This window comes from Sphingopyxis sp. RIFCSPHIGHO2_12_FULL_65_19 (genome assembly GCF_001830555.1).
In the GTDB taxonomy this organism is placed as follows: domain Bacteria; phylum Pseudomonadota; class Alphaproteobacteria; order Sphingomonadales; family Sphingomonadaceae; genus Sphingopyxis.
In genome coordinates this window covers 36,826-61,235 of sequence record NZ_MIAM01000014.1, presented here as the reverse complement: position 1 = coordinate 61,235, position 24,410 = coordinate 36,826, and the positions used below count along the sequence as shown (strand labels likewise).

At 66.6% G+C, this 24,410-nt stretch carries 19 protein-coding genes; 6 read left to right on the top strand and 13 right to left on the bottom strand.

What is annotated here, in order from left to right; translation table 11 throughout:
• The 5 genes from A3E77_RS03015 to A3E77_RS02995 all read right to left on the bottom strand — a co-directional run bounded on the left by A3E77_RS03015 (position 1) and on the right by A3E77_RS02995 (position 5,138).
• Positions 1-1,029, bottom strand: coding sequence for a polysaccharide deacetylase family protein (locus tag A3E77_RS03015; protein WP_293643424.1), 1,029 nt, complete (start codon positions 1,027-1,029; stop codon positions 1-3).
• A gap of 337 nt (positions 1,030-1,366) precedes the next feature.
• The gene (locus tag A3E77_RS03010) at positions 1,367-2,209 is read right to left on the bottom strand and encodes a phosphate/phosphite/phosphonate ABC transporter substrate-binding protein (protein ID WP_293643423.1); all 843 of its coding nucleotides are present in this window, start codon (positions 2,207-2,209) and stop codon (positions 1,367-1,369) included.
• Positions 2,210-2,234: 25 nt separating this feature from the next.
• Entirely contained in the window at positions 2,235-2,966 is a 732-nt protein-coding gene (locus A3E77_RS03005; protein ID WP_293643422.1) for a CPBP family intramembrane glutamic endopeptidase, BDIM_20840 family, read from the bottom strand.
• A 145-nt stretch (positions 2,967-3,111) separates the two neighbouring features.
• Positions 3,112-3,951 (bottom strand): LytR/AlgR family response regulator transcription factor, encoded by an 840-nt coding sequence (locus A3E77_RS03000; RefSeq protein ID WP_293643421.1) that lies wholly within the window; start codon positions 3,949-3,951, stop codon positions 3,112-3,114.
• Positions 3,948-5,138, bottom strand: a complete 1,191-nt coding sequence (locus A3E77_RS02995; RefSeq protein ID WP_293643420.1) for a sensor histidine kinase — start codon at positions 5,136-5,138, stop codon at positions 3,948-3,950. Before A3E77_RS02995 ends, A3E77_RS03000 begins: the two co-directional genes overlap by 4 nt.
• Before the next feature lie 243 nt (positions 5,139-5,381).
• Here A3E77_RS02995 and A3E77_RS02990 point away from each other — a divergent pair, with 243 nt between their 5' ends.
• From A3E77_RS02990 to A3E77_RS02970, 5 genes are all read left to right on the top strand, one after another.
• On the top strand, positions 5,382-11,246 hold the full coding sequence (locus tag A3E77_RS02990; protein WP_293643419.1) for an autotransporter outer membrane beta-barrel domain-containing protein: 5,865 nt from the start codon (positions 5,382-5,384) through the stop codon (positions 11,244-11,246).
• 230 nt (positions 11,247-11,476) lie between these two features.
• Positions 11,477-11,800 carry a hypothetical protein gene (locus A3E77_RS02985; protein WP_293643418.1) on the top strand — a complete coding sequence of 108 codons (324 nt, stop codon included), beginning with the start codon at positions 11,477-11,479 and terminating at the stop codon, positions 11,798-11,800.
• The gene (locus tag A3E77_RS02980; protein WP_293643417.1) at positions 11,794-12,252 is read left to right on the top strand and encodes a hypothetical protein; all 459 of its coding nucleotides are present in this window, start codon (positions 11,794-11,796) and stop codon (positions 12,250-12,252) included. Before A3E77_RS02985 ends, A3E77_RS02980 begins: the two co-directional genes overlap by 7 nt.
• A 13-nt stretch (positions 12,253-12,265) precedes the next feature.
• A complete protein-coding gene (locus A3E77_RS02975; RefSeq protein ID WP_293643416.1) occupies positions 12,266-13,354 on the top strand; it encodes a hypothetical protein in 1,089 nt (362 codons plus the stop codon).
• Between the two features lie 18 nt (positions 13,355-13,372).
• A complete protein-coding gene (locus A3E77_RS02970; protein ID WP_293643415.1) occupies positions 13,373-14,083 on the top strand; it encodes a carboxypeptidase-like regulatory domain-containing protein in 711 nt (236 codons plus the stop codon).
• A gap of 3 nt (positions 14,084-14,086) precedes the next feature.
• Here the strand turns inward: A3E77_RS02970 and A3E77_RS02965 are convergent, their stop codons facing one another.
• From A3E77_RS02965 to A3E77_RS02940, 6 genes are all read right to left on the bottom strand, one after another.
• Positions 14,087-16,219, bottom strand: a complete 2,133-nt coding sequence (locus A3E77_RS02965; RefSeq protein WP_293643414.1) for a winged helix-turn-helix domain-containing protein — start codon at positions 16,217-16,219, stop codon at positions 14,087-14,089.
• Between the two features lie 92 nt (positions 16,220-16,311).
• The gene (locus A3E77_RS02960) at positions 16,312-17,145 is read right to left on the bottom strand and encodes a TraB/GumN family protein (protein ID WP_293643413.1); all 834 of its coding nucleotides are present in this window, start codon (positions 17,143-17,145) and stop codon (positions 16,312-16,314) included.
• Between the two features lie 31 nt (positions 17,146-17,176).
• Positions 17,177-19,105, bottom strand: coding sequence for a TonB-dependent receptor domain-containing protein (locus A3E77_RS02955; RefSeq protein WP_293643412.1), 1,929 nt, complete (start codon positions 19,103-19,105; stop codon positions 17,177-17,179).
• Positions 19,106-19,276: 171 nt separating this feature from the next.
• On the bottom strand, positions 19,277-19,573 hold the full coding sequence (locus tag A3E77_RS02950) for a DUF1330 domain-containing protein (protein WP_293643411.1): 297 nt from the start codon (positions 19,571-19,573) through the stop codon (positions 19,277-19,279).
• Entirely contained in the window at positions 19,570-20,157 is a 588-nt protein-coding gene (locus A3E77_RS02945; RefSeq protein ID WP_293643410.1) for a hypothetical protein, read from the bottom strand. Before A3E77_RS02945 ends, A3E77_RS02950 begins: the two co-directional genes overlap by 4 nt.
• Positions 20,157-20,279: a hypothetical protein gene (locus A3E77_RS02940; RefSeq protein WP_293643409.1), complete on the bottom strand. Its 123-nt coding sequence runs from the start codon at positions 20,277-20,279 to the stop codon at positions 20,157-20,159. The genes A3E77_RS02945 and A3E77_RS02940 overlap by 1 nt, the downstream gene beginning before the upstream one ends.
• 152 nt (positions 20,280-20,431) lie before the next feature.
• On the opposite strand from A3E77_RS02940, the gene A3E77_RS02935 reads away from it, so the two are divergent.
• Positions 20,432-21,466, top strand: a complete 1,035-nt coding sequence (locus A3E77_RS02935; protein WP_293643408.1) for a LacI family DNA-binding transcriptional regulator — start codon at positions 20,432-20,434, stop codon at positions 21,464-21,466.
• 10 nt (positions 21,467-21,476) lie between these two features.
• Here A3E77_RS02935 and A3E77_RS02930 read toward each other — a convergent pair whose 3' ends face one another.
• Together A3E77_RS02930 and uxaC are read right to left on the bottom strand one after the other, a co-directional pair.
• Positions 21,477-22,901 carry a mannitol dehydrogenase family protein gene (locus A3E77_RS02930; RefSeq protein ID WP_293643407.1) on the bottom strand — a complete coding sequence of 475 codons (1,425 nt, stop codon included), beginning with the start codon at positions 22,899-22,901 and terminating at the stop codon, positions 21,477-21,479.
• Positions 22,898-24,337 carry a glucuronate isomerase gene (uxaC, locus tag A3E77_RS02925; RefSeq protein WP_293643406.1) on the bottom strand — a complete coding sequence of 480 codons (1,440 nt, stop codon included), beginning with the start codon at positions 24,335-24,337 and terminating at the stop codon, positions 22,898-22,900. Before uxaC ends, A3E77_RS02930 begins: the two co-directional genes overlap by 4 nt.
• Between the last annotated feature and the right edge of the window lie 73 nt (positions 24,338-24,410).

The window sequence follows — 24,410 nt, the reverse complement described above, 5'->3', positions numbered from 1 at the left end:
CTAATCCGCCGCAGGCGGACGATATTCGGGGAGCTGGGGGCTTTTCGGCCGCTGCGGCGCAGGCTGTGTATTGGCGCGAGGGGGGAGGACGGGGCCTTCGCCACCTTCGGGCGTTCCGCGCAGCCGATGGTCGGGATTGGTGCCGAGGCGCCCGTCATATTCGGACAGCGGCGGGGCGTCCGGGCGTTCCGCGGGTTCGGCAGGGCGCGGCAGTTTCGACGGGTCGAGCGCACGCGGCTCCACCATCCGCCAATCGATCGTTTCGAGCTGTTGCTGACGCGCGCGATATTCGTCGGGCGCGTGTTCGCGCAGGAACGCCTGATAGCCTTCTTCGGCGAGCCGGACTCGCGTCGCTTCGCGCTCGGCCAACCGGATCAGTTCCTGATTGCCCGGATTTTCGTCGCGCCGCCGCATGGCGTCGGCATATTGGCGGCCCGCCTCGCGCCGGTCGCGTTCCAGCGCCTCGCGTTCCTGAATCGGATTGCGTTTCCGGCGCGGCGTTTCGTCCTGGCGCTTTTCTTCGGCGGGCTTGCGCTTTACGCCCCGGCGCGCTGGCGGTTGGTTGGGGCGGTCGCCGACCGTGATATGGACCGTGTCCTGATCGGGGATAAGGACCGGGCCGCCCAACCACCGGCGCGATCCCGCGTCTGCATTCAAATCGCGGTTCATTTCCATCAGCACGCCTTCCCAATGGGCGAGAGCGGCGGGGTCTTCATTCTGCATCGCGCGCACGAAATCGGGATCGGTGCCCAGCTGCTGCGGCGGCGTGGCTTGCCAGCGCGCGATGACCTCTGGCGCCACGGCCGAGCTGCCGGCCGGGCCCGCTTCACGCGCGCGCCGGATTTCGCGCGGGTCGATTTCGCCGCGTATGCCGCGCTCCAGATTCGTGCGCGCTTCGCGCCGGCTGTTCGCGATTTCGCGCCGCGACTCCGCCGCCGACTGGTTCGGGGTGGGAGGGGGCGTCTGCGCCACCGCGGGGAGCGGCAGGGCCAGGCTGACGAGCAGCAGGGTGCGGTAGGAAAGCGGCATGGGGTGTCCATTATATGATCGGGCGAAATGCCATGCCCGACGCCATGAACCGGGCAAGGCGGTGCGCGACGAACGCGCGAGGGCTGCGACGAACGGGCGGGCACGCCTTTGCATCCATCGTCTTCATGCAGCGATCCGGGCATTTCGTCGCGCGAGCACGCCGTTCGTCGGGTCGCCTATCCCCTTGCTGGTCGAAGGGCGGCATATCCGTAGCTGCCAATGAGCAGTCCCGCTTGCATGGCGATGTCGGGGAGCGCGGTTCCGCGCGTTCCCCGACATCATTAGGGTCAGCGCAAAGCCCCAATTGGAATGGCGATTCCCGACGACGGCAAGTCCGTCAGTCTGTGTCCCGTTTGAACGGCGCGTAGGTCGCCTCGTCATAAGCGCGGAACTTTTCCGATCCGCGCGTTTCGATCCAGCCCCCGGACAAAGCCCGCGCGGCGTCGGCGGCGTCATCGGCCAGCAGGGCATCGCGGATCGCGGCGCAGGGCACCGCCGCCGCCGCGCGGCACACGACCGGGCCGGGTGGCAAGGGCGCGGAACGCCACAGCAGGCGGAGCGTCGCGGCGCGGCCGGGCTGCGCCATTTGCATCCGGTGCCAGGGCTGTTCGGCCGATGCGGCAAGATCGGCCCGTCCGGTCAGCAAATCCTGAAGCGCGGCATCATGGGTGCCCGAATGGCGCGTTTCGGCAAAGCGGCCGGGCGAGAGGCCAAGCGTCCGCAGTTCCGCCGCCTGGACAAGCGCGCCCGACGTCGATCCGGGCAAGACTTCGCTGTATCGAATTTCGGCGGCCTTTGCGACAAGGTCGCCAAGCCCGGCGATGCCGGTATCGGCGCGGGTGAGCAGCACGCCGCGATATTTTTCCAGCATGGCAGGGGGCACGTCGAGCACGGCGACAGCGGCGACGGCCGGGCAATCGCGCATCGTCACATAGGCGCCGAGATTGGTCATCGCCACGTCGACCCGCCCGTCGCAAACCGCCTGTGACAGCGCATCCGGATTTCCGAACAATTCGATCCGCACCGGCCGTTTCGCGGCCCGTGCGACGCGATCGGCCAGCGGGACGAGCGCGGCATGGCGGTCGACACCGGGATAAAGATAGGATGCGACGACCAGCGGCGCGTCGGCGGCGGGCTGGAAGAACAGGGCGGACAGGGCAGGCAGGAAAGACAGGATCATATCGCCGCGACTTTCGGTGTCGCCGTCAGACGAACAGGGAAAAAGAGTTGCCGAAATTGTGAAGGAGGACGGGCAGAAGCACACTGCCCGTTCGCAGACGCAACCAGACCGCAAGGAATGCGGGAACGGCGGTCAGCGCCATTGTGATCGCGTCGAACGAGAATTGCCCATCCGAATATCCGAAAGCATGGGCCATCCCGAACAGCATAGAGGACAGCACGGCGCCCCAGCCCCAATCGACACCCAGAAACCGCCGTCGGCCGCGGAATGCCTGGTCGAGGGCGAACAACAGCAGGCCGCGATAGAAGAGTTCCTCTTCGATACCCGGCATGGTCAGTTGAAAAGCGGCCGTTTCCACATCCGCAGGCTCGCCGGGGAAGGCGAGCGCGATGGCAATGAAGAAGGCGCAATAAAGCGCCGCGACCGGCAGGGCGGCGCGCAGGCTTCCGGGCTCCTGCGACAGCGTCAGGCCAGCGCGGCGCCAGCCGAAGGCCGGCAAGGAAGCGACGGCAAGCGTTGCGCAAAGCGCGAGCAGCTTGCCCTGCCAGTTCCACGATCCGCCGATCAGTTCGGGAAGCAGCCCATAGGCGCGCGTAAGCAGCATGTCGTTGAGCGCCACGAGCAGGGCCGCGACCAGAAGCCAGCGCACGGAAAAGCGCTGACGATCAGCAAAGCCAACGACCAGTCCCAGCAGCAACAACACTGCCAGCGTTCCTGCCAACCCCGTCAATCCGTTCACGCTGCTGCCTTTCGTCATGGGGAGCAAAACCGGACGCGCCCTCGCCGGAATGCAACAGGTCCGGTTGCGCCGATTGGCAAGCGGATTTGCGATGAACGCGGCGATCGTTCGACGAACGGCGCCGGTCCGGTCCGTAAACCGCTGCGGCGCCCCCAAAAGCGGTTCAAGCGTCCAACAGGTCGAACCGCCTGGCGGGATTGATCCCGATCATTCGCTGCCGCAGCGGTTTCAGGTAGGTTCGCCCGACCTGCACCGTGGCGCCGGACCGCAGCAGGATCTGAATATCGCCATATCCGCGGTTGCGGACGGCGCTGATGCGATCGAGCCTGACGATCGCGGAACGGCGGACGCGAACATAACGGTCGTGCCCCAATCGGTCGTGCAGCGCGCCGAGCGTGGTGCGGAGAAGAAACGCGCGTTCGGCGTTGTGGATATGGACATAGTCGCGTTCGGATTCCGCGCGCTCGATCTCGCCGGTCCGCAGCCGCACGAACTCGCTTCCCCGCGATGCCCAAATCTCTTCGCCGTCGCGCGGATCATGTTGCGGACCCGCCGATTCGTGCAGCTCCAGCAGGCGCCGTTCATAGTCGCGCGCCTCGGCCGACATGCGCTGATGATGCACCAGGATGCGGACGCGGGCGATCGCTTGTGCCAGGCGCGCATAGGTGACGGGTTTCAGGACATAGTCGATCGCCTGCGCCTGAAAGGCCGTTATCGCATGGTGCTGGAACGCGGTCACAAAAATGACGAACGGGCGATAACCGTCCATATGGAGGAGCTTCGACGCCAGTTCGATGCCGTTTGTGCCCGGCATTTCGATATCGAGCAGGACGATGTCGGGCCGGCGCTCCGCGATGCACGACAGGGCGACGTCCGGATCGCCGATCGATCCGACCAGCCGGGTGCCGGGTATATCGCGAACGAGCAGCGCCAGTCGCGCGAGCGCCAGCGGTTCGTCGTCGATCGCGACAATATCCAGCGGCCGTTCGATGCGCCCTTTCATTGCGCGACCTCCCCCGCTGTCGCGAAACGCCGATAGGGAAGGACCAGTCGGACGCAAAAGCCGTCGTCGAGGACCTCGGTTTCGACCTGCCCGCCGCTGGCGCCGAACAAGGCGACGCGATCGCGAACATTGCCCAGGCCGACCCCGGTGCCGTCGGGGACGACGCGGACAGCGTCGGCGCCCGTGGCGACGCGCCGGTCGGTGACGGTGATGGCGAGCAGGTCGCCGACGCGTTCGACGTCGGTCTGCACATGGATGGCGCTATGCGGGATCGCGAGGCCATGTTTGACGGCATTTTCGGCCAGCGGTTGCAGGATAAGCGGCGGGGTGGTGGCGTCCCATGCATCGGGCGCGACGTTGAAGGCGAAGCGCAGCCGATCGCCGAACCGAAGCCGCTCGATCGCCAGATAGGATTCGGTGGTCGCAATTTCCTTTGCCAGGCTGACGTCGCTTTCCGCGGCGCCCGTCATGGTGGCGCGCATGAAGTCGCTGAGGCGGCAGATCATCGCATCGGCGACGCGGTTCCCGCCGGTCGCGACCAGCGCCGCGATCGAATTGAGCGCGTTGAACAGGAAATGCGGATTGAGCTGAAGGCGGAGCGCCTGTGCCTCTGCCCGGCGCCGGGCGCCCAGCGCCTCGTCATGCCGCCGGACGGCGACTTCGACCGACTGCCGGGCCTGAAGCAACGTCAGGGCCAGCAGGCAGCACAGGAAATGCAGGGTATAGACGTAAATGCCGAAGCCGAACTGGCGATGCTCGGTCGGGACATGGACCTGCCAGTCGGGAAAGAGCATCGCCGCCGCGACGCGGACCGAGGCATAGTCGACCGCGCCCTGCATCATGGCCGCGCCAAAGGCGGCGGGGACCAGCACGAGCGTGACCGGGACGCCGCCGAGGGGGAGCAGCCGCCGTCGCAGCCGGTCGAGCCGCATCGTCAGCAACGGGGCGGTGAGCATCATCGGCAAGCTGATGACGATATTGCTGACCAGGGTCGATCGTCCCCCGGCCCACATGATGAGATCTATCGCCAGATAGCTTGTGATCCAGATGGCAAAGACGAGGGGCTGCGCCGCGGCGGAGCCGCTGGCGCGCTTTGACAGAGGTGAATTCGCAAACGGCTGAATCATGGTGCCCATCGCTGTTGAATGATTGTTGGCGGTCTGGATCGCCGGCGCCGCAAAAGCCATGATGGCGACCTGATGGCCGACTGATTTTATGGCGATATATCGCGTTCAAATCATGTCTTTTTTGCTGAAATTGCGACCATTGATCGCGTGAGTGCGCCATTGGTCGCGCTGGCTATCCCGGCGTTGGTGCCCGTCGGCCAATGCGCCGGACGCCATGTGGACTCCCCCGGTCGCGTGGCGACGCCGGAGGGTGCCCCGTGTGCGCTCCGGCAACCATTCAGGTCATTGAAAAGGTCCCCACCCGTGAAACTCACCCACCCCCGCATCGCCCGTCCCCGCGTCTCCCGCGCGCTCAGCCGCACGTCGTTGCTGGCGAGCGCCGCCGGCATTTCGATCATCCTGGCGTCGGCGGCACAGGCGCAGACGGACGATGAGTTCATCTATCTGCCCGACGGCCAGACGCAGCAGGGCGATGTTGCGGTGCCGCGAGCGGATGGCCGGGTCGTGCTCGACATGAACGGCGGGCGTCTCGATCATGCGACAGGCGACGTGAACCTGGGTGCGACGGCGAACAGCCCGGCGCTCTTCACCGGCGACCTGATTATGGAGGACGGCGTCGATCAGCTGTGGCTTCGTGCGCAAGGCACGACGACCGAGACGGTGTTCGAGGGCACGGCGCAGCTCGCCGATGGCCGCACCTTTGGCGCGGTCGGGTATGAAGCGTCGGGCAATGATTCGATCCTGACACTCACCGCGCCGGGCGTGGGCGTGAACAACGAGATGGAGCAAACGCTCAACCTGGGCGGAGACGGCACGATCTATGTCGATGCGGTGGTCAATACGACCGCCGCAGAAGGCCGGTCGGCGATCGTCGTTCGGGACGTTTCGACCTCGCGCGGATTGGGCGAGGGGGGCGACGGCAAGATCGACCTGGTCATTCGCGCGAACCAGAACGGACGGGCAAACAATGGCGTAAACGAGCTTGTCGATGCGCGGGCCGCCGACAGCGTCCGGGTGGCGGGCAACGTCACGCTCAGCACCACCAGCGGAACCGCGCTGAATGCCGGCGAAGCAGAAACCTTTGTCGAGGCGGGCGCAACCGTGCAGATTCGCGAGACCTCGCTTCCCACTATCAATGGATCGGCGGCGATCCGCACGACCAGTTCGGTCGATAATCTTGGCACGATTTCCGGCATCAACACGCGCGCCGCGGGCGGCACCAACGCGAACGCGATCCATGCGACCGACGCGACGATCGTCAACCGGCGCAACGGCGGCCAGATCGGCAAGATCCAGGCGTCGGGCGATGCGATTCTGGCGCAGGGCAACACCCTGATCGTCAACGATGGAGAAATTTCCAGCCTGTTCGGAGCAGCGGTGCGGTCGCAGGGCTCAAGTCCGACCACGGTGCTGCGCAACGGCGCGCAGGGCCTGATCCGGGTCGGCAGCGCATTCGAGAGCACCGGCACCAGCACCACCGCCTATCAGGGAAGCACCGGCACGGACGTCGTCGTCAACGAAGGGACGATCGTCGGCGATATCGACCTGGGGCAGGGGAACGACATCTATCTTGCGAAGGGCAACGGCACCGTTACCGGCAGCATTCAGGGTGGCAGCGGGGACCACGACGCCTATGGCCGATCCTATTCGGCAAGCGCGAACGTTGCGCTTGCCAACAACATGCTCAACATCGACGGGCGCAGCGGGTTCGAGATGCACGGCATCGAGGCCTCTGGTACCGACACGGTCGTGACCGTCACCGCCGAAGGCGCGCTGTCGAACGGCATCCAGATGATCGGCGACGGAACGGTCGTCAACGACGCCGACATCGCGTCGGGCGCCAGCTATGGCGCCTATTTGCGGGGTATCGCGAATATCCCGGGCGGCGGCACTTTTGTGAATCGCGGCGACATTAATTCGAGCAACTATGCGCTCTTCGGTGAGGGTTTCAGCGGAACGATCCGCAACGAAGGATCGATGACCGGAAGCCTGGGCGTCAGGCTGGAAAGCGGGTCGACCGACGGCGATAGGCTGGATTTCATCAACTCGGGGCTTATTTCCGCCACGTCGCAAAATAGCTCGGCCTTTTTTGCGGCTTTCTCGTCAGAAGATCATCTTGCGCGGATCACGAACAGCGCAGGCGGGCGGATCGCACAGACAACCCCCGGCTCGAACGCCGACAGCGATTTCGGCATGACCGTGCGGTCGCTGGGCCGCGTCGAACTGGACAATGCGGGCGAGATTTCGGCCGGCAGCCGTATCGACGGCGGCGTCCGAATCGAAGCGGCATCGATCGACATCGACAACAGCGGCACGATCGACGGCAGCGGCGCAGGCGGCAGCGGCCTGACGGTCATCGCCAAAGGCAGCACATTGAGCGGCGAGCCCGAAACCGTCGCATCGGTGCGCAACAGCGGCACGATCCGCGCCAATGGCGGCGGCGCCGATATCGATGGCGGCACGGCGCTTGCTTATGGTTTCGGCGCGCAGATCGATGGCGATAATGCGATCGTCGAGCTGGAGAATGACGGGACGATCGAATCGACCGGCGCAGACTCGGTTGCCGTGTTCGTCCAAGCCAATAATCCCGATGGCGCAGGGCGCTCGTTCTTCCGCATGACCAACAGCGGCACGATCCGCGGCAGCGGCGTCGACACGGTGTTCGCGGAAAATGACATTGTCCGCCGCACCGCGATGGATATCCCCGACGCCATCAACAACTCCGACGACGAACGGGTGGTCGCGAGCGCCATCCAGACCTTTGGCACCACCGATGACATCGTCAACGAAGGCAATATCATCGGCAATGTCGACCTGGCCGATGGCGACGACCGATTTGAGAATCGCGGCACGGTCGAGGGCGATGTGCGGATGGGCGAAGGCGACGACGCCTATGTCTTCGCGCTCGGCGGAACGTTGACTGGAACGGCCTTCGGCGGCGACGGCACCGATACGCTGCTGATCGACGGCAGCGGCAGCGAAAACGGCCGGCTCGACGCTGCCAAATATCGTCAGTTCGAGCGGATCGAGGGTCTCGCGGGCGTGCCGCAGGGCACCGGCATCCTGTCGGTCGTCGGCGATTTCGATGTGGCTTCCGTCGGCCTTGCCAATATTTCGATCCAGGTCGACGCAGGTGACACGGTGCGCAGCGAAGGCCAATATACCTTCACCGGCAGCACCGGGTCCGAACGCATCACCAATAATGGCACCATCTCGGGCAGCGTCGATCTGGGCGCGGGTGACGACATTGTCGTCAATTCGGGCACGATCAGGGGCGACGTGCTGCTGGGCGCGGGCAACGACCGATATGTGGCGCGCGCGGGCAGCGTGATCGAAGGGCTGCTCGATGGCGGGGAGGGCATCGACACGTTTGAATTCCTGCTTGCCGGCGATACCGGCAACCTGCCGAGCGGGCTGAACGGATTTGAATCCTATGCGGCGCGCGGGCAGGGCACGATCAACGTCACGCTCGACCAGGACATCGACACCATCGAACTGCTCGAAGGTGCGAACCTGATCCTCAACGACGGCATGGGCACGATCCAGAATATCGTTGGCGATGACAGCAACAATGCCGTGACCGTGACCGGCACATTGGCGGGCGGCGTCAACCTTGGCGGCGGCGACGACACGCTGAACCTGACGCTGGCGGGGATATTGTCGGGCGCGCTCGACGGCGGTGCGGGCACCGACACGCTCAACCTGACACTCACCAACGCATCGACCATCAACGGCATGAACGGGTTCGAGGTCGCCAACATCTTTGGCGAAGCGCAGTTGACGCTCGGCAATCTGGGGGCGGGCCAGACGGTCAATTTCGACGGATCGGACAATGAACTGATCATCGGATCGGGCGCGGCCTTCGACGGCACGGTCAATGGCGGCGAGGGCCGCGACCTGCTTCGCATCCAGTCGGGCGCCGACGAAAACCGCACGGTTATTGCTGCGCAGATCCAGAATTTCGAGGATCTGGAATCGGAGGGGCCGGGCACGCTCGCACTGATCGGCGGCGCCTACAGCTTCCAGACCGTCGGCATCGATGGCGCACTCGAACTCGGTGCGGGCAGCAGCCTGACGTCGGCGGGGGGCGTGACCTTCGGGTCCGGCGACAACCGCTTCCTTCTCGCCAGCGGTGCGACCGTCACCGGCGGCGTCGATGGCGGCGACGGCAACGACCTGCTCCAGCTCAACCAGGGCGAAGGCACGGTGCGCGCGCTGTCGTCGGTCGGCGCGACCAATTTCGAGCGGCTTGAAAGCTCGGGCGCTGGCGAGCTGCGGTTCGACCTCGACTCGACCTTTGATTCGGTGTCGATCGACGGCGGGCTGACGACGATCGTCGCAGGCACGACGCTGACCGCGCCGGTTATTGGCGGGGCAGCGAACGACACGCTTGCGGTGCTTGGCTCGCTGGTCGGCGATGTCGACCTCGGCGCGGGCGACGATCGCCTGATCCTCGCCAGCTTTGATCCCGCCAACAGCTATGCGGGCGGCGCAGGCGTCGATACGATCGAGCTGCGCACGGCATCGACCTATGAGAACCCGTTCGCGTTCAGCGGCGACGAAATTGCCGACTTCGAGCGGCTCGCGGTCAGCGGCGGCGTGGTGTCGCTCACCGGCGATACGAGCTGGGACGGCGTGTCGATTACCGGCGGCCGCCTGATCGGTCAGGCAGGAACGACGATCACCTCGTCGTCGGCAATCCTTGTCGGGGCGGGCGCGACATTCGGGTCGGCGGGCACCGTCAATGCCGATATCGACGTGCGCGGCACGCTGTCGCCCGGCGCGTCGCCGGGCACGATGACGGTGAACGGCGATGTGACGTTCCGCACCGGATCGAACCTGCTCCTTGAACTGACGCCGACGGTCAGCGACTTGCTGAATATCTCTGGGACGATGACGATCGAACAGGGTGCGGCGGTCGATATCACCGGGGCGCTGCAAGGGTCGCCGGGCGAACTGCTCGACCTGGTCGTGGCCGAAGGCGGGATCGAGGGACGCTTTACCACGATCAACAAGTCCGCCACGATCTTCGGCTTCGTCGTCCAGAACGGCAATCGCCTGCAAATCCGCAGCGAGTTTGAAAATGACGCCGCCTATCCGTCGAACGTGCGGACCAGCATCGACTATTCAAACCAGGTGCTGCGCGGCGGCTATGGCGTGCAGGCCTATACCGACGCGCTGAACATACTGACCGACGCCGAGGGCCGCGCGAACCGGACTGCCTTTGCACAGCTCACGGGTGAAGCCTATGCCTCGGCACTCCATATCGGTGCCGATGCGGCGCTGACGCTGTCGGCCAGCACACGCCAGATGGTCGCCTTCGCGCCGAAACGCGACGGCCTGTTCCTGTTCGGGCAGGCAGCGATGGGCGACGGCAAGCTGCGCGGCAGCGCACGCACCGGCGCATCGGGCGGGCACAGCAGCACCGACGGTGTCTATGGCGGCATCGGCTATGGCTTTGGCGAAAATAGCCAGGCGGGCCTGTTCATCGGCTCGCTCGACACCCGGCAAAGCCTGGGGGCGCTGGGCGCCACGACAAAAGCGGACGGCTTTGCGGTCGGCGCCTATGCCAATGCGCGTCTTGGCGGGTTGGGGATGCACGCGATGATTGCGCGCGTCGGTTCGGATGCGACGACGCGCCGGTCGCTGCTCGCCGCGCCGTCGTCTGCCGCGGTCGGCCGTTACGACCTCGACAGCTGGGTTGCTGACCTGACCGTCGATTATGGCATGGCGCTGGGGGACATTCGTTTGGCGCCGCGCGTCGGCCTGACCTATGTCGACACCAAGCGCGACGCAGTGGCCGAAAACGGCGCGGGCGCCTTTGCCCTGTCGATCGACAAAAAGCGGATGCGCGGGCTTTATGGCGACGTGGCGTTGCAGCTGTCGTCGACGCTGGACGCGGGCGGCACGGCGTTCACGCCCTATGTCGAGATGGGCTATCGCTTCGCGCTCGACGGCATGTCGGCGAGTGCGACCGGCGGCTTCACGGGGGCACCGGGGGCAGGGATGCGCGTCGATGGCGCGCGGCTCGACCGCAGCGCGGCGAACCTTGCCGCGGGCGCGTCGATCGATCTGGCACCATCGGTGCGGGTCAATGTCGGCTATAGCCGTGACCTGGGGAACAAGGATCGCGGCACATTTTCCGGCGGCCTCTCGATCCGTTTCTGACCCTTTTCTCCGTCGCCGGGACGTCTGGTCCGACGTCCCGGCCCCTGACCCCGGTCGCGTCCAGACGCGGCCGGGGTTTCCTTTGTCCAGCCGCTCATCGCTTCGTTCCGCCGTTCGTCGCGCGCGTGCTTATGCCGCACGGCGCGACGGGGCAGGCGGGGCCATCCGGCGCGACGGCAAGGGCGTGCTGCACCGCCGTTCCCGGATCTCGGCAGTCAGAGGAGATATATATGAAACCTGCTTTTTGGGCGGTCCTGCCCGCATTTGCCCTGGTCGTCCCCGCTTCGGCGGCGACCCCCAGGGAAGAGGACAAGCCGGTCGCTGCGGCGCCCGACCAGGCCGCGGCGGTCGACCCCGCCAAGGCGTGCAAGAAAAAGAAAAAGAAGGGGCTGGGCGGCTTGCTGCGCGCGGCGCGCAGTTCCGGGTTGCTCAGTGTCGTCGCCGGCAAGGCGGGGACCGGCGGCGCGCTCGTCAATTCGGCCGCGAACACCGCGATCGACGTCGCCGATGCCACCAGTCGCATGGCGCCACCGCCGGAGCGGCCGAAATGCTGAGCCGATCCAAAGCCCTGTCGATCGTTGGCGGGGTCCTGTTTCTGGCCGGGTGCAGCTCGGCCGAGAATGACGATGCGAAGGGACGCGCGACGCCGAGCGCCAGCAGCGAACCGCTGCGCGCGGGCTTTTACCGCGTCGTCCAGACCGGCGACGTCGATCATCAGGACGCGCGGTGCATCGAGGCGGCGGATGTCGCGGCCGGGCGCTTCGCGGTGCCGGGGACGGTCGAGGACGGCTGGACGATCGACACCAACCGCATGTCGGGCGGCACGATCGAAGTGGCCGCGCGGCATCCGTCGGGCAGCCGGCTGAATATCGACGGGACGTTCGAGCGGGAATCCTTTGACGTCGAGGGCGTGATGGAGATGAAGCTGAACGGCGAGACGCACGTCATTCGCACGCGGCAGGTGGGTGCGTTCGCGTCGCCGACATGCCCCGCCGAGGCGGCCTGACGGAGCGCGGGACGTGGCGATGTTGACAAGCCGGTACGGCCTTGCCGCCGCCGTTTCGTTGGCGCTGGTGCCGGCGAGCGCGATGGCGCGCGCGTGCGACGGCCCGCTCCAGTCGGCGGCGGAAGCGGTGTCACAGCTGCCCGGCGACGTGCCGTATCAGGTGCCGGACGCCTTGCAGGCGCTCTATGACGAAGCATCGGCGCTGGTCGAAAGCGACCCCGAGCAATGCCTGGCGGTGGTGCGGCGGATGAATGCGTTGATGGCACGCCACGGCGCGGGCGGCGGCGCGGCGGCGCCCGTCGAGGTCGAGGTCGAGGTCGAGGGTGAGGCCAGCGGGGTCGACCCCGCCGCGATCCTCGCCGACCTGCACCTCGACGATGAGGAGCGGCTGCGGCGGCGGATCGAACGCGCGTCGGAGGACGAAGGCGAGCAGTTGCAGGCAGTCGGCGATTATCGCGATGCTGCGCGGCACTATGCGGGCGCGATGCGCGCCTTTGCCGTGTCGCGTCGGAGCGCCCCGACCGCACTGTCCGAGATCGAGGCCGCCGTTGCGGAGATCGACACGCTGACACGCGAATTTGAACAGATCGTCGTCGTGAATGCGCCCGACGATGTGATGCACGCCCGGCTGGAGGATGCGGTGCGCCGCGTGGTCGAGGCGCGGCGCGCGCTCGAACGCGCGTGGCAGCGTTATCACGCCCGCGAGGCGGCCAAAGCCGACGATTATATCGCGCCGCTGGGCTCGCCGGGGTTTCAGCCGGCGCCGCTGGTCGATGATTTCATCGCGCCGCTGGGCGATGCGGAAACGCGCGCGGCGCAGATCCGGCTGCGCGATGCCGAACGCGCGCTGAAACAGGTGCGCAACAGCTGGAACCCGCATGTTCACCGGACCGACTGGACGTTCCTCGACATGCGCGAGGGGTATAAGCAGGCGTATAAGGACGAATATGCGGGGTTCGCCGACGAGTTGAAGGCCTTCGACGCGACGCTCGACGCCTATATGCCGGATCGCGTCGCCGACTTCACGCGCCGCCGCGTCGAACTGTCGGAACGGCACGAGCAGCGGCTCGACGCGATTTTCAACCGCTATGCCATCCGCTGAACCGCCGAGGATTCGATGATGTCCCGTTCTTTGTTCGCCGCCGCCCTGTTGGCGGGCGTTTCCGTCGCCGTGCAGGCGCAGGCACCCGTCAAGGGCGTCGTCCAGGGACAGGCCGCCGACGAGCAGGGGCGACCGATTGCCGGTGCCGAAGTGACCGTGCGTTACCAATCGAACCCCGGCGGGGGCAGCATCAGCCGGTCGGCGCGGACCGACCGGCAGGGACGTTACCGGATCGACGTCCGCCAGCCGCCGGGCGTCTGGACCGCGCACGCAAAGGCGACGCAGACCATCGACGGATCGCGCATGACGGTCGACCTCGTCCCCGACAATCGCGCACCCTTTGCCGGCAATGCCGGTGCGGTGCGGAATTTCCGGCTGCGTTTTGTCGAGCAGACCGCCGACGATGCTTATGGCGTCGGCGGGATGCTGGTCGTCCAATCGGCCATCGGCGATTATACGCCGCTGGACGAGGTGACGGTGACGCTGCATCCGGTCGGCGGCGGCGCGCCGATCGAAAAGCGGCTGCGCAGCACCGGCGAGGGCTGGGTCGTGACCGGATTGCGCCCGGTGGCCTATCGCGTCACCGCGACGCATCGCGGGCAGCCGATGCTGGTGAGTGCCGCACTGACCCCGCAGCGCGACTATGACTGGCAAGCGTCGGTTGTCGGGCGTTTCGAGCGGACGGGGCCGGGCATTTATCAACTGCGGATCGAGGTTCGCAGCCGATGATAGCTAGCGGAGTTCGATGAGCATCAAATCGCGGTTGTCTGCTATCAACTGCGGTGTGACGACGCTGCCGTCGGGCGCGATCGCGAGAGGAAAACGCGGCGCCTGACGCAGCGGGGCCAAACGGCGGCTAACCCCGTTCCAGCCGGTGATCCACAGTTCGGCCGAGGTGCCGCTGCCGCGAATATGGACGATGCCGTCGCCGCGCGGCGCCCATCCTTCGAGTTCACTTACCGCAATGTCGACGGGGAGTGCACGGACAGCGCCCGAGGCCGGATCAAGCTCGACGATGGGGCTGGCGCTGGACCGCCGAGCGAACAGCCGCGTGCCGGCGCGCTCGACAATGGCGATGCCCCGGCTGTCGGGCACGGGCGCGCTGCGTCCCGAAGCGAGATCGAGCGACATCAGCTGCCACCCCGATCCGTTGACCGCGGTGAAGAATATCCGGCGTTGACCAGGGGCCCATATAGCGCGCCCCTTCGGTGCGCCGTCGCTGGTGAGCCGGGTCAACGCAGAGCCATCGGACCGGATCGAAAAAACGTCGGTGCGGCCGTCGACGACGCCCAGAAAGAGCGCTCGCTCGCCATCGCCCGACCAGCGCGGCGCGTAGACATAGCTTGCCTTCATATCGGTCAGGCGCACGATCCTGCCATCCGTCTGCCGCGTCCAGATCTGGTTCGTGCCATTGCGATCCGATGCGAAAAGAATCGTTCCGTCGCCGCGGACATCGGGGTCGCGGTCGGTTCCCTCGCCCATGGTGATTGGCAACGCCGATCCGCCATCGCGACCCACACGCGCGAGATTGGCCTGGATGCGTCCCGTTTCGACCGCGATTTTCCGGCTTTCGCGATCGGTCGATAGGCGGCCGAGCGGGAGCATGCCGAGCGTAACCCGCTGCGGTTCCGACCGGCGCGCGGTGTCGATCGCCCACAGACCGAAATCGCCGCCGCGGTTGCTGCTGAAAAACAGCGTGCGATCGTCGTTCGCCCAGGCAAAGCCGGCTGCTTTCCACCCGTCATCGGTCAATGTCTGTTCGCGGCCTGTCGTCGTATCCAGCATCTGGATCGAATCGCTGCCGATTGCGGCGGTTCGGCGAAAGGCGACCCAGCGGCCGCTTTGCGATACGACCGGCGCGGAATCGCCGAGCATGTCGGCGGGCGGATTGGTCAGCGGCCGCGAGCGGCCGCTCGTTGCGTCGATCGCGACGAGGTGCCGCGCTCTGGTGCCGGCGGGGCGAAAACCCACAATCAGTTCATTGGCATTGAGCCACGCAAGCCCGGCGTAGGGATCGAGGCACTTGCTGACGATCCGTTCCGCCCCGTTCGGCGGTGTCACCAGCACGATACTGCATTCGCCATCCCGCATGTCGCGAAGAAAGGCCAGGCGGTCGCCGTTTGGACTCCAGACCGGCGCCGATTCGTCGGCGTATGGCGTATTGGTGATCCGCACCGGCGTGGCGTCGCCGACACTGACATTGCGCAAATAAATGTCCCGCGTTTCCCAGAACCCCGGACCGGCGGCGTAGGCAACGGTAAGGCCATCGGGCGCCATCGCGGGGAACATCTCGACGCCGGATTCCTGCGTCAGCGGACGCACGCCGCTGGCCGACCAGCTTTTGGAACTGCCCGCGTAAAGCGTGAGCGCACCGGCAACGGCGCAGACCGCGGCGAGGGCGACCGAGGCGGCGACCTTGGCTCGGAAGGAGAAGCGCGGTCGCGCCGGTGGAACCTCAGTTATGGTGGCGGAGGTTTTGGGATTTTGGGATATGAGCAGGCGATAGCCAACGCGCGGGATCGTATCGACCGACACGCCATCTTCGTCGGCAAGCGCCTTGCGAAGCTGGCTGACGCTGCGGTTCAGTGAATCGTCGCCGACGATCCGGCCTTCCCAGCACAGTTCCAGCAGTTCTTCGCGGCTGACCACGCGCCCTTCGGCGCGATGGAGTGCGACGAGAACCTGCATCACGCGCGGTTCGAGCGTCACGACATCGTTCCCGCGGCGTATCTCCAGCGCCGCCGGAGTAACCTCCAGCGTTCGCAACCGGAACGGCGGTTCGATCGCAAGTTCGATCGGACGCGCCGGGATGGAAGACATCTCGTTCATCGCCGCCTGGACCGTGCCGAAGGACAAATCGTCCATCGCAGCTTGCGTAGCGATTCCGGCCGCCGATGAACAGGTGTCGTTGGCGGCCTCCATTCGGGTCGGCGTGCGCCGACCGGAGCCAAGCCAGTTCAAGGTGCGGGCTTCGCCGGGGGCGACGGCGAAAAAGCCGTTCCGACCGCAAGGGTGGCGTCGAAACCCTTACGGCTGCTGCCTGCCGAAATTCCGCGCGGGCGGCTTTCGCCCCGGACCCGGATCGGTCGGGGGCCGCACGTTTCCTCCGCCTCTGGCGTCTCGCGGCCGCACGCCCAGATCGCACCGCCCTCGACATGGAAGGATATGGCGAGCGTCTTGTCGGCGGGCAGAAGCTGCGACATGGCGGGGAAGGGCGGGCCGAGTGATGTCCATTCGCTCTTGCCCGCGTGGCCGTTGCCGGTCAGCGCCAGCACCGGCGCGGCCGGCCGCGCGCGCCGGGCGGCGAGCAGAAGCTCCGCCATGCCTTTTTCGCGGGCAGCCGATGTTCCCGCCCGTTCGCTGGGGTGGTCGAACGCAACCACCGCCAGGTCGCCGTGCGTGGCCTTCATCTTTCGCAAGGCTTCGACCAGGTCGAAGATCGCCTGGCTGGCGCGGCCGTCGCGGATCGTCCAGCCGGGGGAGGCCAGCAACGCCTGCCTTGCCGCCTGATCGCCGTTCGAGGCGAGATAGGCGTCGAGGGCCGGTTGTTCGGCGGGCAGAAATTCCAGCCCGACGGTCAGCGATGTGCCCGACGCCGCATAAGCACAGACAAGGTCGGCGAAGGCCGCGGGCAGTTCGGCGGTGCCATGCGCTTCGCCCATGATGACGAAGTCGGGGCGCTGGACGTCGCGCAATGTTTCGGCGCCCGGCAATGGGGTGCAGCCCGTGGTCGCGGGCGCGTCGGCCGGGGCCGCGACCATCGCCAGCACCGAAAATAGGATCGTTTTCATTCCATATCTCCAAAGGCGCGGCCGCGCCGCGTCAGTAATTCATCGTCAGCGACAGGCGGAAAGCGCGGCGGCCGGGACGGTCGAGCAATTCGGATCGTGCGGCGATCCAGCCGTCGGCATCGAACAGGTTCGTCACGCGTGCGCGCAGCGCCACCTTGACCTTGCCGATATCGAAGCCGTGGCGAAGGCCGATGTCGACGGTCGTCAGCGATGGCGTACGCAATTCGCCCCGCGAAGAGACGCGCCTGCTCGATGAATGGTTGACCTGTCCGTCGAACGACAGCCCCTCGATCGCGGCCACCGCGTAGGTGAGGCCGGTCATCGCCTGAAATTTGGGCAAACCCACCGCTTCTTTGGACCAGACGCCGGTTTCGACCGGATCGCCGCTGCGCCGGGCGTCGAGCCAGACGGCACCCGACACGATGCGCAGCCGCGGGGCCACTTCGCCGGTCAGCGACAGTTCGGCGCCGCGGTGCCGCAATTTGCCGAACAGCCCGAACACATTGTTCGCGTCGAAACCGGGGGCGGCCTTTTTGATCGCGAAAAGGGAGCCGATCAGCGTCAGCCCGTCGGTCAGGCGTCCCCGGATGCCAAGTTCCTGCTGGGTCGAAATCGCCGGTGGCAGGATGTCGTTGCGGTTGGCCGCATTGTCCGGTGCCGCCCCCGATTCCTCGAGCCCGCGCGTCGCGCTGGCGAAGACCGTCCAGTCGCGCGCGAGCGCAAAGGCGACCGACGCATCATAGAGCCACGGGCTTTGCGTTTTCGATTCGCGCGGGGTTGCCGGGGCGGTGATTGCGCGTCGATGCCACGTCTGCTGCACGCCGGCTTTCACCCGAAGCCGCCCCGCCGTCAGTTCATAGCCGACGGCGCCGCTATATTGGTCGATCGCGTCGAGCGTCGTCGGCACCGGCGGCAGGCCGGGTTCGGGCGACGGCGCAATGCCGTCGTCGAGATCGAAGGCGCCAAGGTCGACCGACACGCCGGGAGCGAAGCGGTTGCGTGTCTGGCGGCCGCGCAGTTCGGCATATAGCCGGTGCCCCTCGGCCGGACGCCAGCTGCCGCCGAGCGACGCCGACCAGGTCTGGTTGTCGCGCGGGCGGTTTGAAAAGCCGACGGCGCGGCCGACGCCCGCCCCATCGACGATAAGCTGCGTGAAGTCGGCCCGGTCGAGATCGAGGCGCGAATAGACGAGCGATCCCTTGATATCGACGCCATCGGACAGCCGGGTCGATCCGAGGACGCCAAGGTTGAGATCGGTCCCGTCGTGGTCGCTCCAGCTCGTCACATAGCGGCGGGGGTGTTTCATCTTGGGCGGCAGCACCGTGCCGGTTGCGCTGACGCCATAGAAGCCTTCGAGGTCGAAGATGTTGAGCGATGCAAAGCCGGTCAGGCTGGTGCCTTCGGCCGGACGAAATTCGGTCACCGCGCCGAAGCGATAATATTTGGGCGACAGACCCGACGAGCTTTTGCCGAGCAGCGCCTGCGCGCCGACGAGTCCGGCGATGCGGCCGTCGGCGCTGGCCTGGGCCAGCCGAAGGTCATAGGATCGACCGCCATATTCGCGGAGCATGGCTTCGGCATGGACCGCGGAGGCGTCGAAGGGCGAACGCAGCCGATATTCGACGACCCCCGAAGGCGCGGCGAAGTCGGCGTCGAGGGCATTATAGCCGACCCGCGTGACGACCCCGGACAGGATGCTGTCGACGAGACCGCCCGATTTGGCGAAATAGGCGTCGCCGATCCGATAATTGCCCGCGTCTTGCAGGTTGAACCCCCGCACCTGGGTTTCGTTGTAAAGCCCGACCTGTTCGACGCCGATGCGAATGCCGAAGGCGTCGGCGGCGCGTTCGACCGCGCGTTCGTCGGCTTCGTCCGCGGTCTGGGCGTGAACGGGGAAGGCGGCGATGGCGGCAGCCGCCATCAGCGCGCGGCCAAGCGGCCGCGGGGACAGGTTGATCATCATTTGCCTCTGGTCTGAAGTGCGAAACTGCCGCGGCGGCTATCGGATCGCAGGCAGGAGGGCGATGATGGCGGGCTGATGAAGTCCCGATATTTTGACGATCATCGGCGCCGCGCCGACGCACGCGGGCCATTTCGACCAAAACGAACAACCGGCGGATATACCCGCCGGCTAGACGGCTCCGACGCGCTGAAGGAGCAGCACGGGACCCATCGCACCCGCGCGGCGATCGACCGAGATCCGCTGATATTCGGGCGATTGCACCCACGCCCGGAAAAGATCCTCGGTATCGAATTCGATCAGGATCACTTTATGGGCGTTCCATTCGCCTTCGATGATGCGGGGATTGGGGTCGGCAACCAGAAGGCGGCCGTTGAAGGGCTTGAGCGTGGGCAGAAACGCGTCGCGATACCGATTGTACCGGGACGGAGCGGTAATCGTCATTTGGGCCAGCACATAAACGGTCATCTGTACAACTCCTGTCGCTGGTCGCCCGCCAAGTCGCGGATGCATTGCTCGCGTATCGACCACAAGGCTTCGATCGGCACCGCGATTCGCCTGTTCGCGGCCCACGCCGCAAGCGCGGCGCGGTGCAGCGCCGGCTTTTGGTCCAGCCGCTCGAGCGATAGTTCCGCAAAGCGTGAATATTCCGGCGCCCGGTCACCGCGAGGTAGCCCCGTCATGTCGAACGTCTTGCCATCAAACCCGATGACGCAATGCGCTTCGAGAATGGCCGGCAGGCCAGCCTGGGCAAGGGTTTCAGCGACGGCCGGATGGGTTTCGCCGCTCATGTCAAAGAAGCAGATCAGCAATTGTAGCGGACATTGCTGTTCGCGGCCCAGAGCGGTCAGGAACGCGTGTTTGGTCGTGCACGTCCCTCGCTGTTCGACCGGCACCAGGCGATAATCGAGTGGACGACTGTTGCGTCCGTAGGGCCAGCCTTCGACCCGGCGCGCGGCATCATGGAAATCGCCGACATCCCCCAACAGGCGCGCGAGCGGCCGAGACATGTCCAGGGAGAAATTCGGCAGCGCGCCGTGCCAGGTCGACATCAGCCGCAGGTCCCGTGACATGGTTCGCGGCTGATCTGCTTGGCCCGTTCGCGAATATCCATGAAATAGGCCAGCAGGAATGCTGGCGATACGAAACGGTGGACGGTCGAAGCAAGGCTCATGGGCCCAACAAGGCTGGCACCCTTCCCGATGCAATCGGCTGGCCGACAATCGGGCCAACGGCGCGACGAACGTTCAAATTGCGGGGCGAGGCGGCGGCAAAGGCGGCGCAGGATGGACTTGACAGGCCGCGGCGCCGGGGTAGCAGTTTCCCATGCTGGAACAGGCGCGCGGCCGCTCGGGGGCCGAACCCACGATCATCGATGTTGCGCGGGAAACGGGCGTTTCCATTCGCACCGTCTCGCGCGTGCTCAACAATTCGCCCAAGGTGAACGCCGAAACGCGCACGCGGATACAGGAAGCGATCGCGCGGCTTGGCTTCTCGCCCAGCGCGCGCGCGCGCGGGTTGGCGACCGGACGGTCCTATCTGATCGGGGTCATTCACAACGACCGCAACGCACTGGTGCTCGACACCATCCAGCGCGGCATCGTCGCCGAAGCGTCGCAGCGCGGTTATGAACTGATCGTGCATCCGACCCCGACCGGCCACGACGGATCGGTCGAGGATGTGCTCGATTTCGTGCACCGCTCGCGCGTCGACGGTGTCCTTGTCATGCCGCCCGTCTCGGGCGTCGAGGGGATGGGCGCGGCGCTGGCCGCCGCCCAGGTTCCCGCGGTCGCGCTCTCTTCGGTTCGGACGTCGGATTTCACCGCGCTTCTTGTCTCCGACGAACGCGGCGCTGCGGCGGCCGTCGCGCGCTATCTTGTCGGGCTGGGGCACCGGCGCGTCGCGCTGATCAACGGGCCGCTTGCGGTCAAATCGGCCAGCGAACGCCGCGCAGGTTTCATCGGCGCGCTGGCGGCGGCGGGCGTCGAAATGGTCGGCGAGGCGGAGGGCGATTATGATTTCGATTCGGGCTTTGCCGCGGCCGAGGTGCTGCTGGCGCTGTCGCCGCGCCCGACCGCGATCTTCGCTGCGAACGACATCATGGCGGCCGCGTTGCTGAAGGCCGCGGCGGCGCGCGGGATTGCGGTGCCGGCCGATCTGTCGGTGGTCGGTTTCGATGGCAGCATGATCGCGCGGATGCTGACCCCCGCGCTCACCACCGTCGCGCGGCCGCTCGGCGACATGGCCTTGCGCGCGACGCGGCGGTTGATCGACATCGTCGAAGGCGGCAGCGACCGCACCGACCTTGCGGCGGAACTCAGCCTTGTCGAAGGCGGTTCGACCGGGCCAGCCCCCGTCTAGGGCCCGGACCCTAGGCGGTGGGTTCCAGCGCATAGGCCGCGGGGTCGGCGAGGGCGTCATGGACTTGCTCGACCGCCGCCATAAAGCGCGGTTCGCCGGGCAAATCGCCGAAAATGTCGCGCATCGCGACGATCGCGCGCCAATCGCCACCCGCGCCCAGCAAGCGGTCGGCCAGCGGGTCGGTGATCGGCGATTTGGTCGCCGCCGCGCGCGCGATGAAATGCAGCCATGCCGCGACCGGCACCGCGAGCCGCGCAATCGGGCGATCGGCAGCGAGCGCATCGCGCACCGTGTCGAGGATGCGGTAGGGCAGCTTTTGCGACCCGTCCCACGCGATCTGCGACAGGCGATGGTCGATGGCGGGATTGCGGAAGCGGTCGAGGATCGCGCCGATATAGGCGTCAAGATCGAGCCCCGTCGGCGGGGTCAGCGACGGCGCGATATCGTCGCGCATCAACCGTTCGACAAAGCGCGCGAGCGCGGGGTCGGCCATCGCCCCGGCCACGCTTTGATGGCCGAGGCCGAGGCCGATGTAGGCGAGGGTCGAGTGCGCGCCATTGAGCAGGCGCAGCTTCGCCGCCTCGAACCCGCGCACGTCGCGCGTGAAGGTGACCCCGGCCAGTTCGAGGGCAGGGCGCTCGCCGACAAAATCATCCTCGATCACCCATTGGGTGAAACGCTCGCGCTGGATCGGCCAGGCGTCGGCGAGGCCAAGCTCGGCGGCAACGCGCGCGCGCAGCCTGTCGTCGGTGGCCGGCGTGATCGCGTCGACCATCGCATTGGGAAAGCGCGCTTCCTGTTCGATCCAGCGTGCGGTTTCGGGATCGACCGCCTGGGCAAAGGCACGCACCGCGGCACCCAGCTTGCGGCCATTGTCGGCAAGATTGTCGCAGGACAGCAAAGTGAGGCCCGGAAGGCCGCGGCGGCGACGTTCGCCCAGCCCGGCGGCGAGCCAGCCGATGATCGAACGCGGCGCGGCGCCGGGTTCGAGGTCGGCGGCGATTGCGGGATGGGCAAAGTCGAGCGTGCCGTCGCCGCCAAGGCCATAGCCTTTTTCGGTGACGGTCATCGACACGAGCTGGGTGGCGGGGTCGGCGAGGGCGGCGCGGATGGCACCCGGCTGATCGCCGGTCAGCACGCCCCCGATCGCGCCGATCACCCGATATTCGGTGTCGGCATCGAGCATGGCGAGCGTATACAACCCGTCCTGCGGGTTCAGCGCCGCCGCGGTCGAGGCCGAATTGAGGCTGACCGCGGTGATCCCCCAGCGCGGATCTTCGCCCAGCAGCGTGTCGAACGCCGCCGCCTGATGCGCGCGATGAAAGGCGCCGGGGCCGAAATGGACGACCCCTTGCGCAACCGCGCCGCGATCATAGCGGGGGCGGCCGATCGCGGCGGGAAGCCCGGCGAGCGCGGCGTTCGACAGGCGCGTCACGCGGCCTCGCGGGCCGGCACCGCCGGGTCGAGGCGATAGGCCTTGCGCACCAGGCCATTGGTCAGTTCATAAGCGAGTTCCGCCGCTTCCCAGTCGGTGAGGCGATGTTCGGCGACAAGGCGGGCGAGGAAGCCGCAGTCGATCCGCCGCGCGACATCGTGGCGCGCCGGGATCGAGAAGAAGGCGCGCGTATCGTCGTTGAAGCCGACGGTGTTGTAAAATCCTGCGGTTTCGGTCGTCATCTCGCGGAACCGCCGCATTCCTTCGGGGCTGTCGTGGAACCACCAGCTCGGCCCCAGGCGCAGGCAGGGATAATGGCCCGCCAGCGGCGCAAGTTCGCGCGCATAGGTCGATTCGTCGAGCGTGAAGAGGATCACGGTCAGATCGGGTTCGTTGCCGACCAGGTCGAGCATCGGTCTCAGCGCGTTGACATAATCGGTGCGCATCGGGATGTCGGCGCCCTTGTCGCGGCCATGGCTGCGGAAAAGCTGGCGATTATGGTTGCGGCAAGATCCGGGGTGGATCTGCATCGTCATCCCGTCTTCGACGCTCATCTTTGCCATTTCGGTCAGCATCTGGGCGCGGAAAAGTTCGGCGTCGGCGGCGTCCCATGTGCCGGCCACGATGCGATCGAACAGCCGCTCGGCCTCGGCCGCGGACAGGTTCGCCGTCTGTGCCGTCGCGAAGCCATGGTCGGTCGCGGTCGCTCCGGCGGCGCGGAAATCGGCGCGACGCTTGCGGTGCGCGGCAAGATAGCCCTGCCAGCGCGTCACATCCTCGCCGGTCAGCGCGGCAAAGGCCGCCAGCGCAGGGCGAAAGGCTTCATGTTCGACGTCGATCACCGAATCGGGGCGATAGGTGGTGACGACGCGGCCCGGCCAGCCCGAATTGCGGATCGCGGCATGATGGTGGAGCGGATCGTCGGCGCCTTCGGTCGTCGCGAGAAATTCGATGCGGAAACGGTCGAACAGCGCGCGCGGGCGATAGGCAGGGGCGGCGAGCGACGCGGTGATGCGGTCGTAATAATCGTCGGCGCTGGCGGCATCGAGTAGCGTCTCGAACCCGAAGACATCGGCGAAGACATGGTCGAGCCACATGCGCGAGGGCGTGCCGCGGAACAGGTGATAATGGCTCGCGAACAGGCGCCAGGCCGCGCGCGGGTCGGTCGCCGTAACGCCGTCGATCCGGGGGACGCGCAGCGCATCGAGGTCAAGGCCCTGGCTGTAGAGCATACGATAGACATAATGGTCGGGCGCGATGAGCAGTTCGGTTGCATTGTCCCACGCCGCGTCGGTCGCGAACCATGCGGGATCGGTATGGCCGTGCGGGCTGATGATCGGCAGGTCGGCAACCTCGGCATAGAGCGCGCGCGCGATGTCGCGGGTCTTCGGGTCGGCCGGGAGCAGGCGATCGGGGTGTAGTTGAAGCATTGCCATTGGCGTCTCTCCTCGTCGCGCGGCAGCTTGGCGTTGCTAGCGCTGGCAATCGTCGAAATCGCTGTCTAGGCGC

Coding starts and splice junctions, on each gene's coding strand:
- A3E77_RS02970 (WP_293643415.1), top strand. CDS start 13,373: ATGTCCCGTTCTTTGTTCGCCGCCGCCCTGTTGGCGGGCGTTTCCGTC.
- A3E77_RS02935 (WP_293643408.1), top strand. CDS start 20,432: ATGCTGGAACAGGCGCGCGGCCGCTCGGGGGCCGAACCCACGATCATC.
- A3E77_RS02965 (WP_293643414.1), bottom strand. CDS start 16,219: ATGGACGATTTGTCCTTCGGCACGGTCCAGGCGGCGATGAACGAGATG.
- A3E77_RS02980 (WP_293643417.1), top strand. CDS start 11,794: ATGCTGAGCCGATCCAAAGCCCTGTCGATCGTTGGCGGGGTCCTGTTT.
- A3E77_RS03000 (WP_293643421.1), bottom strand. CDS start 3,951: ATGAAAGGGCGCATCGAACGGCCGCTGGATATTGTCGCGATCGACGAC.
- A3E77_RS03005 (WP_293643422.1), bottom strand. CDS start 2,966: ATGACGAAAGGCAGCAGCGTGAACGGATTGACGGGGTTGGCAGGAACG.
- A3E77_RS02960 (WP_293643413.1), bottom strand. CDS start 17,145: ATGAAAACGATCCTATTTTCGGTGCTGGCGATGGTCGCGGCCCCGGCC.
- A3E77_RS02945 (WP_293643410.1), bottom strand. CDS start 20,157: ATGTCGACCTGGCACGGCGCGCTGCCGAATTTCTCCCTGGACATGTCT.
- A3E77_RS02950 (WP_293643411.1), bottom strand. CDS start 19,573: ATGACCGTTTATGTGCTGGCCCAAATGACGATTACCGCTCCGTCCCGG.
- A3E77_RS03015 (WP_293643424.1), bottom strand. CDS start 1,029: ATGCCGCTTTCCTACCGCACCCTGCTGCTCGTCAGCCTGGCCCTGCCG.
- A3E77_RS02985 (WP_293643418.1), top strand. CDS start 11,477: ATGAAACCTGCTTTTTGGGCGGTCCTGCCCGCATTTGCCCTGGTCGTC.
- A3E77_RS03010 (WP_293643423.1), bottom strand. CDS start 2,209: ATGATCCTGTCTTTCCTGCCTGCCCTGTCCGCCCTGTTCTTCCAGCCC.
- A3E77_RS02995 (WP_293643420.1), bottom strand. CDS start 5,138: ATGGCTTTTGCGGCGCCGGCGATCCAGACCGCCAACAATCATTCAACA.
- A3E77_RS02955 (WP_293643412.1), bottom strand. CDS start 19,105: ATGATCAACCTGTCCCCGCGGCCGCTTGGCCGCGCGCTGATGGCGGCT.
- A3E77_RS02940 (WP_293643409.1), bottom strand. CDS start 20,279: ATGAGCCTTGCTTCGACCGTCCACCGTTTCGTATCGCCAGCATTCCTG.
- uxaC (WP_293643406.1), bottom strand. CDS start 24,337: ATGGCAATGCTTCAACTACACCCCGATCGCCTGCTCCCGGCCGACCCG.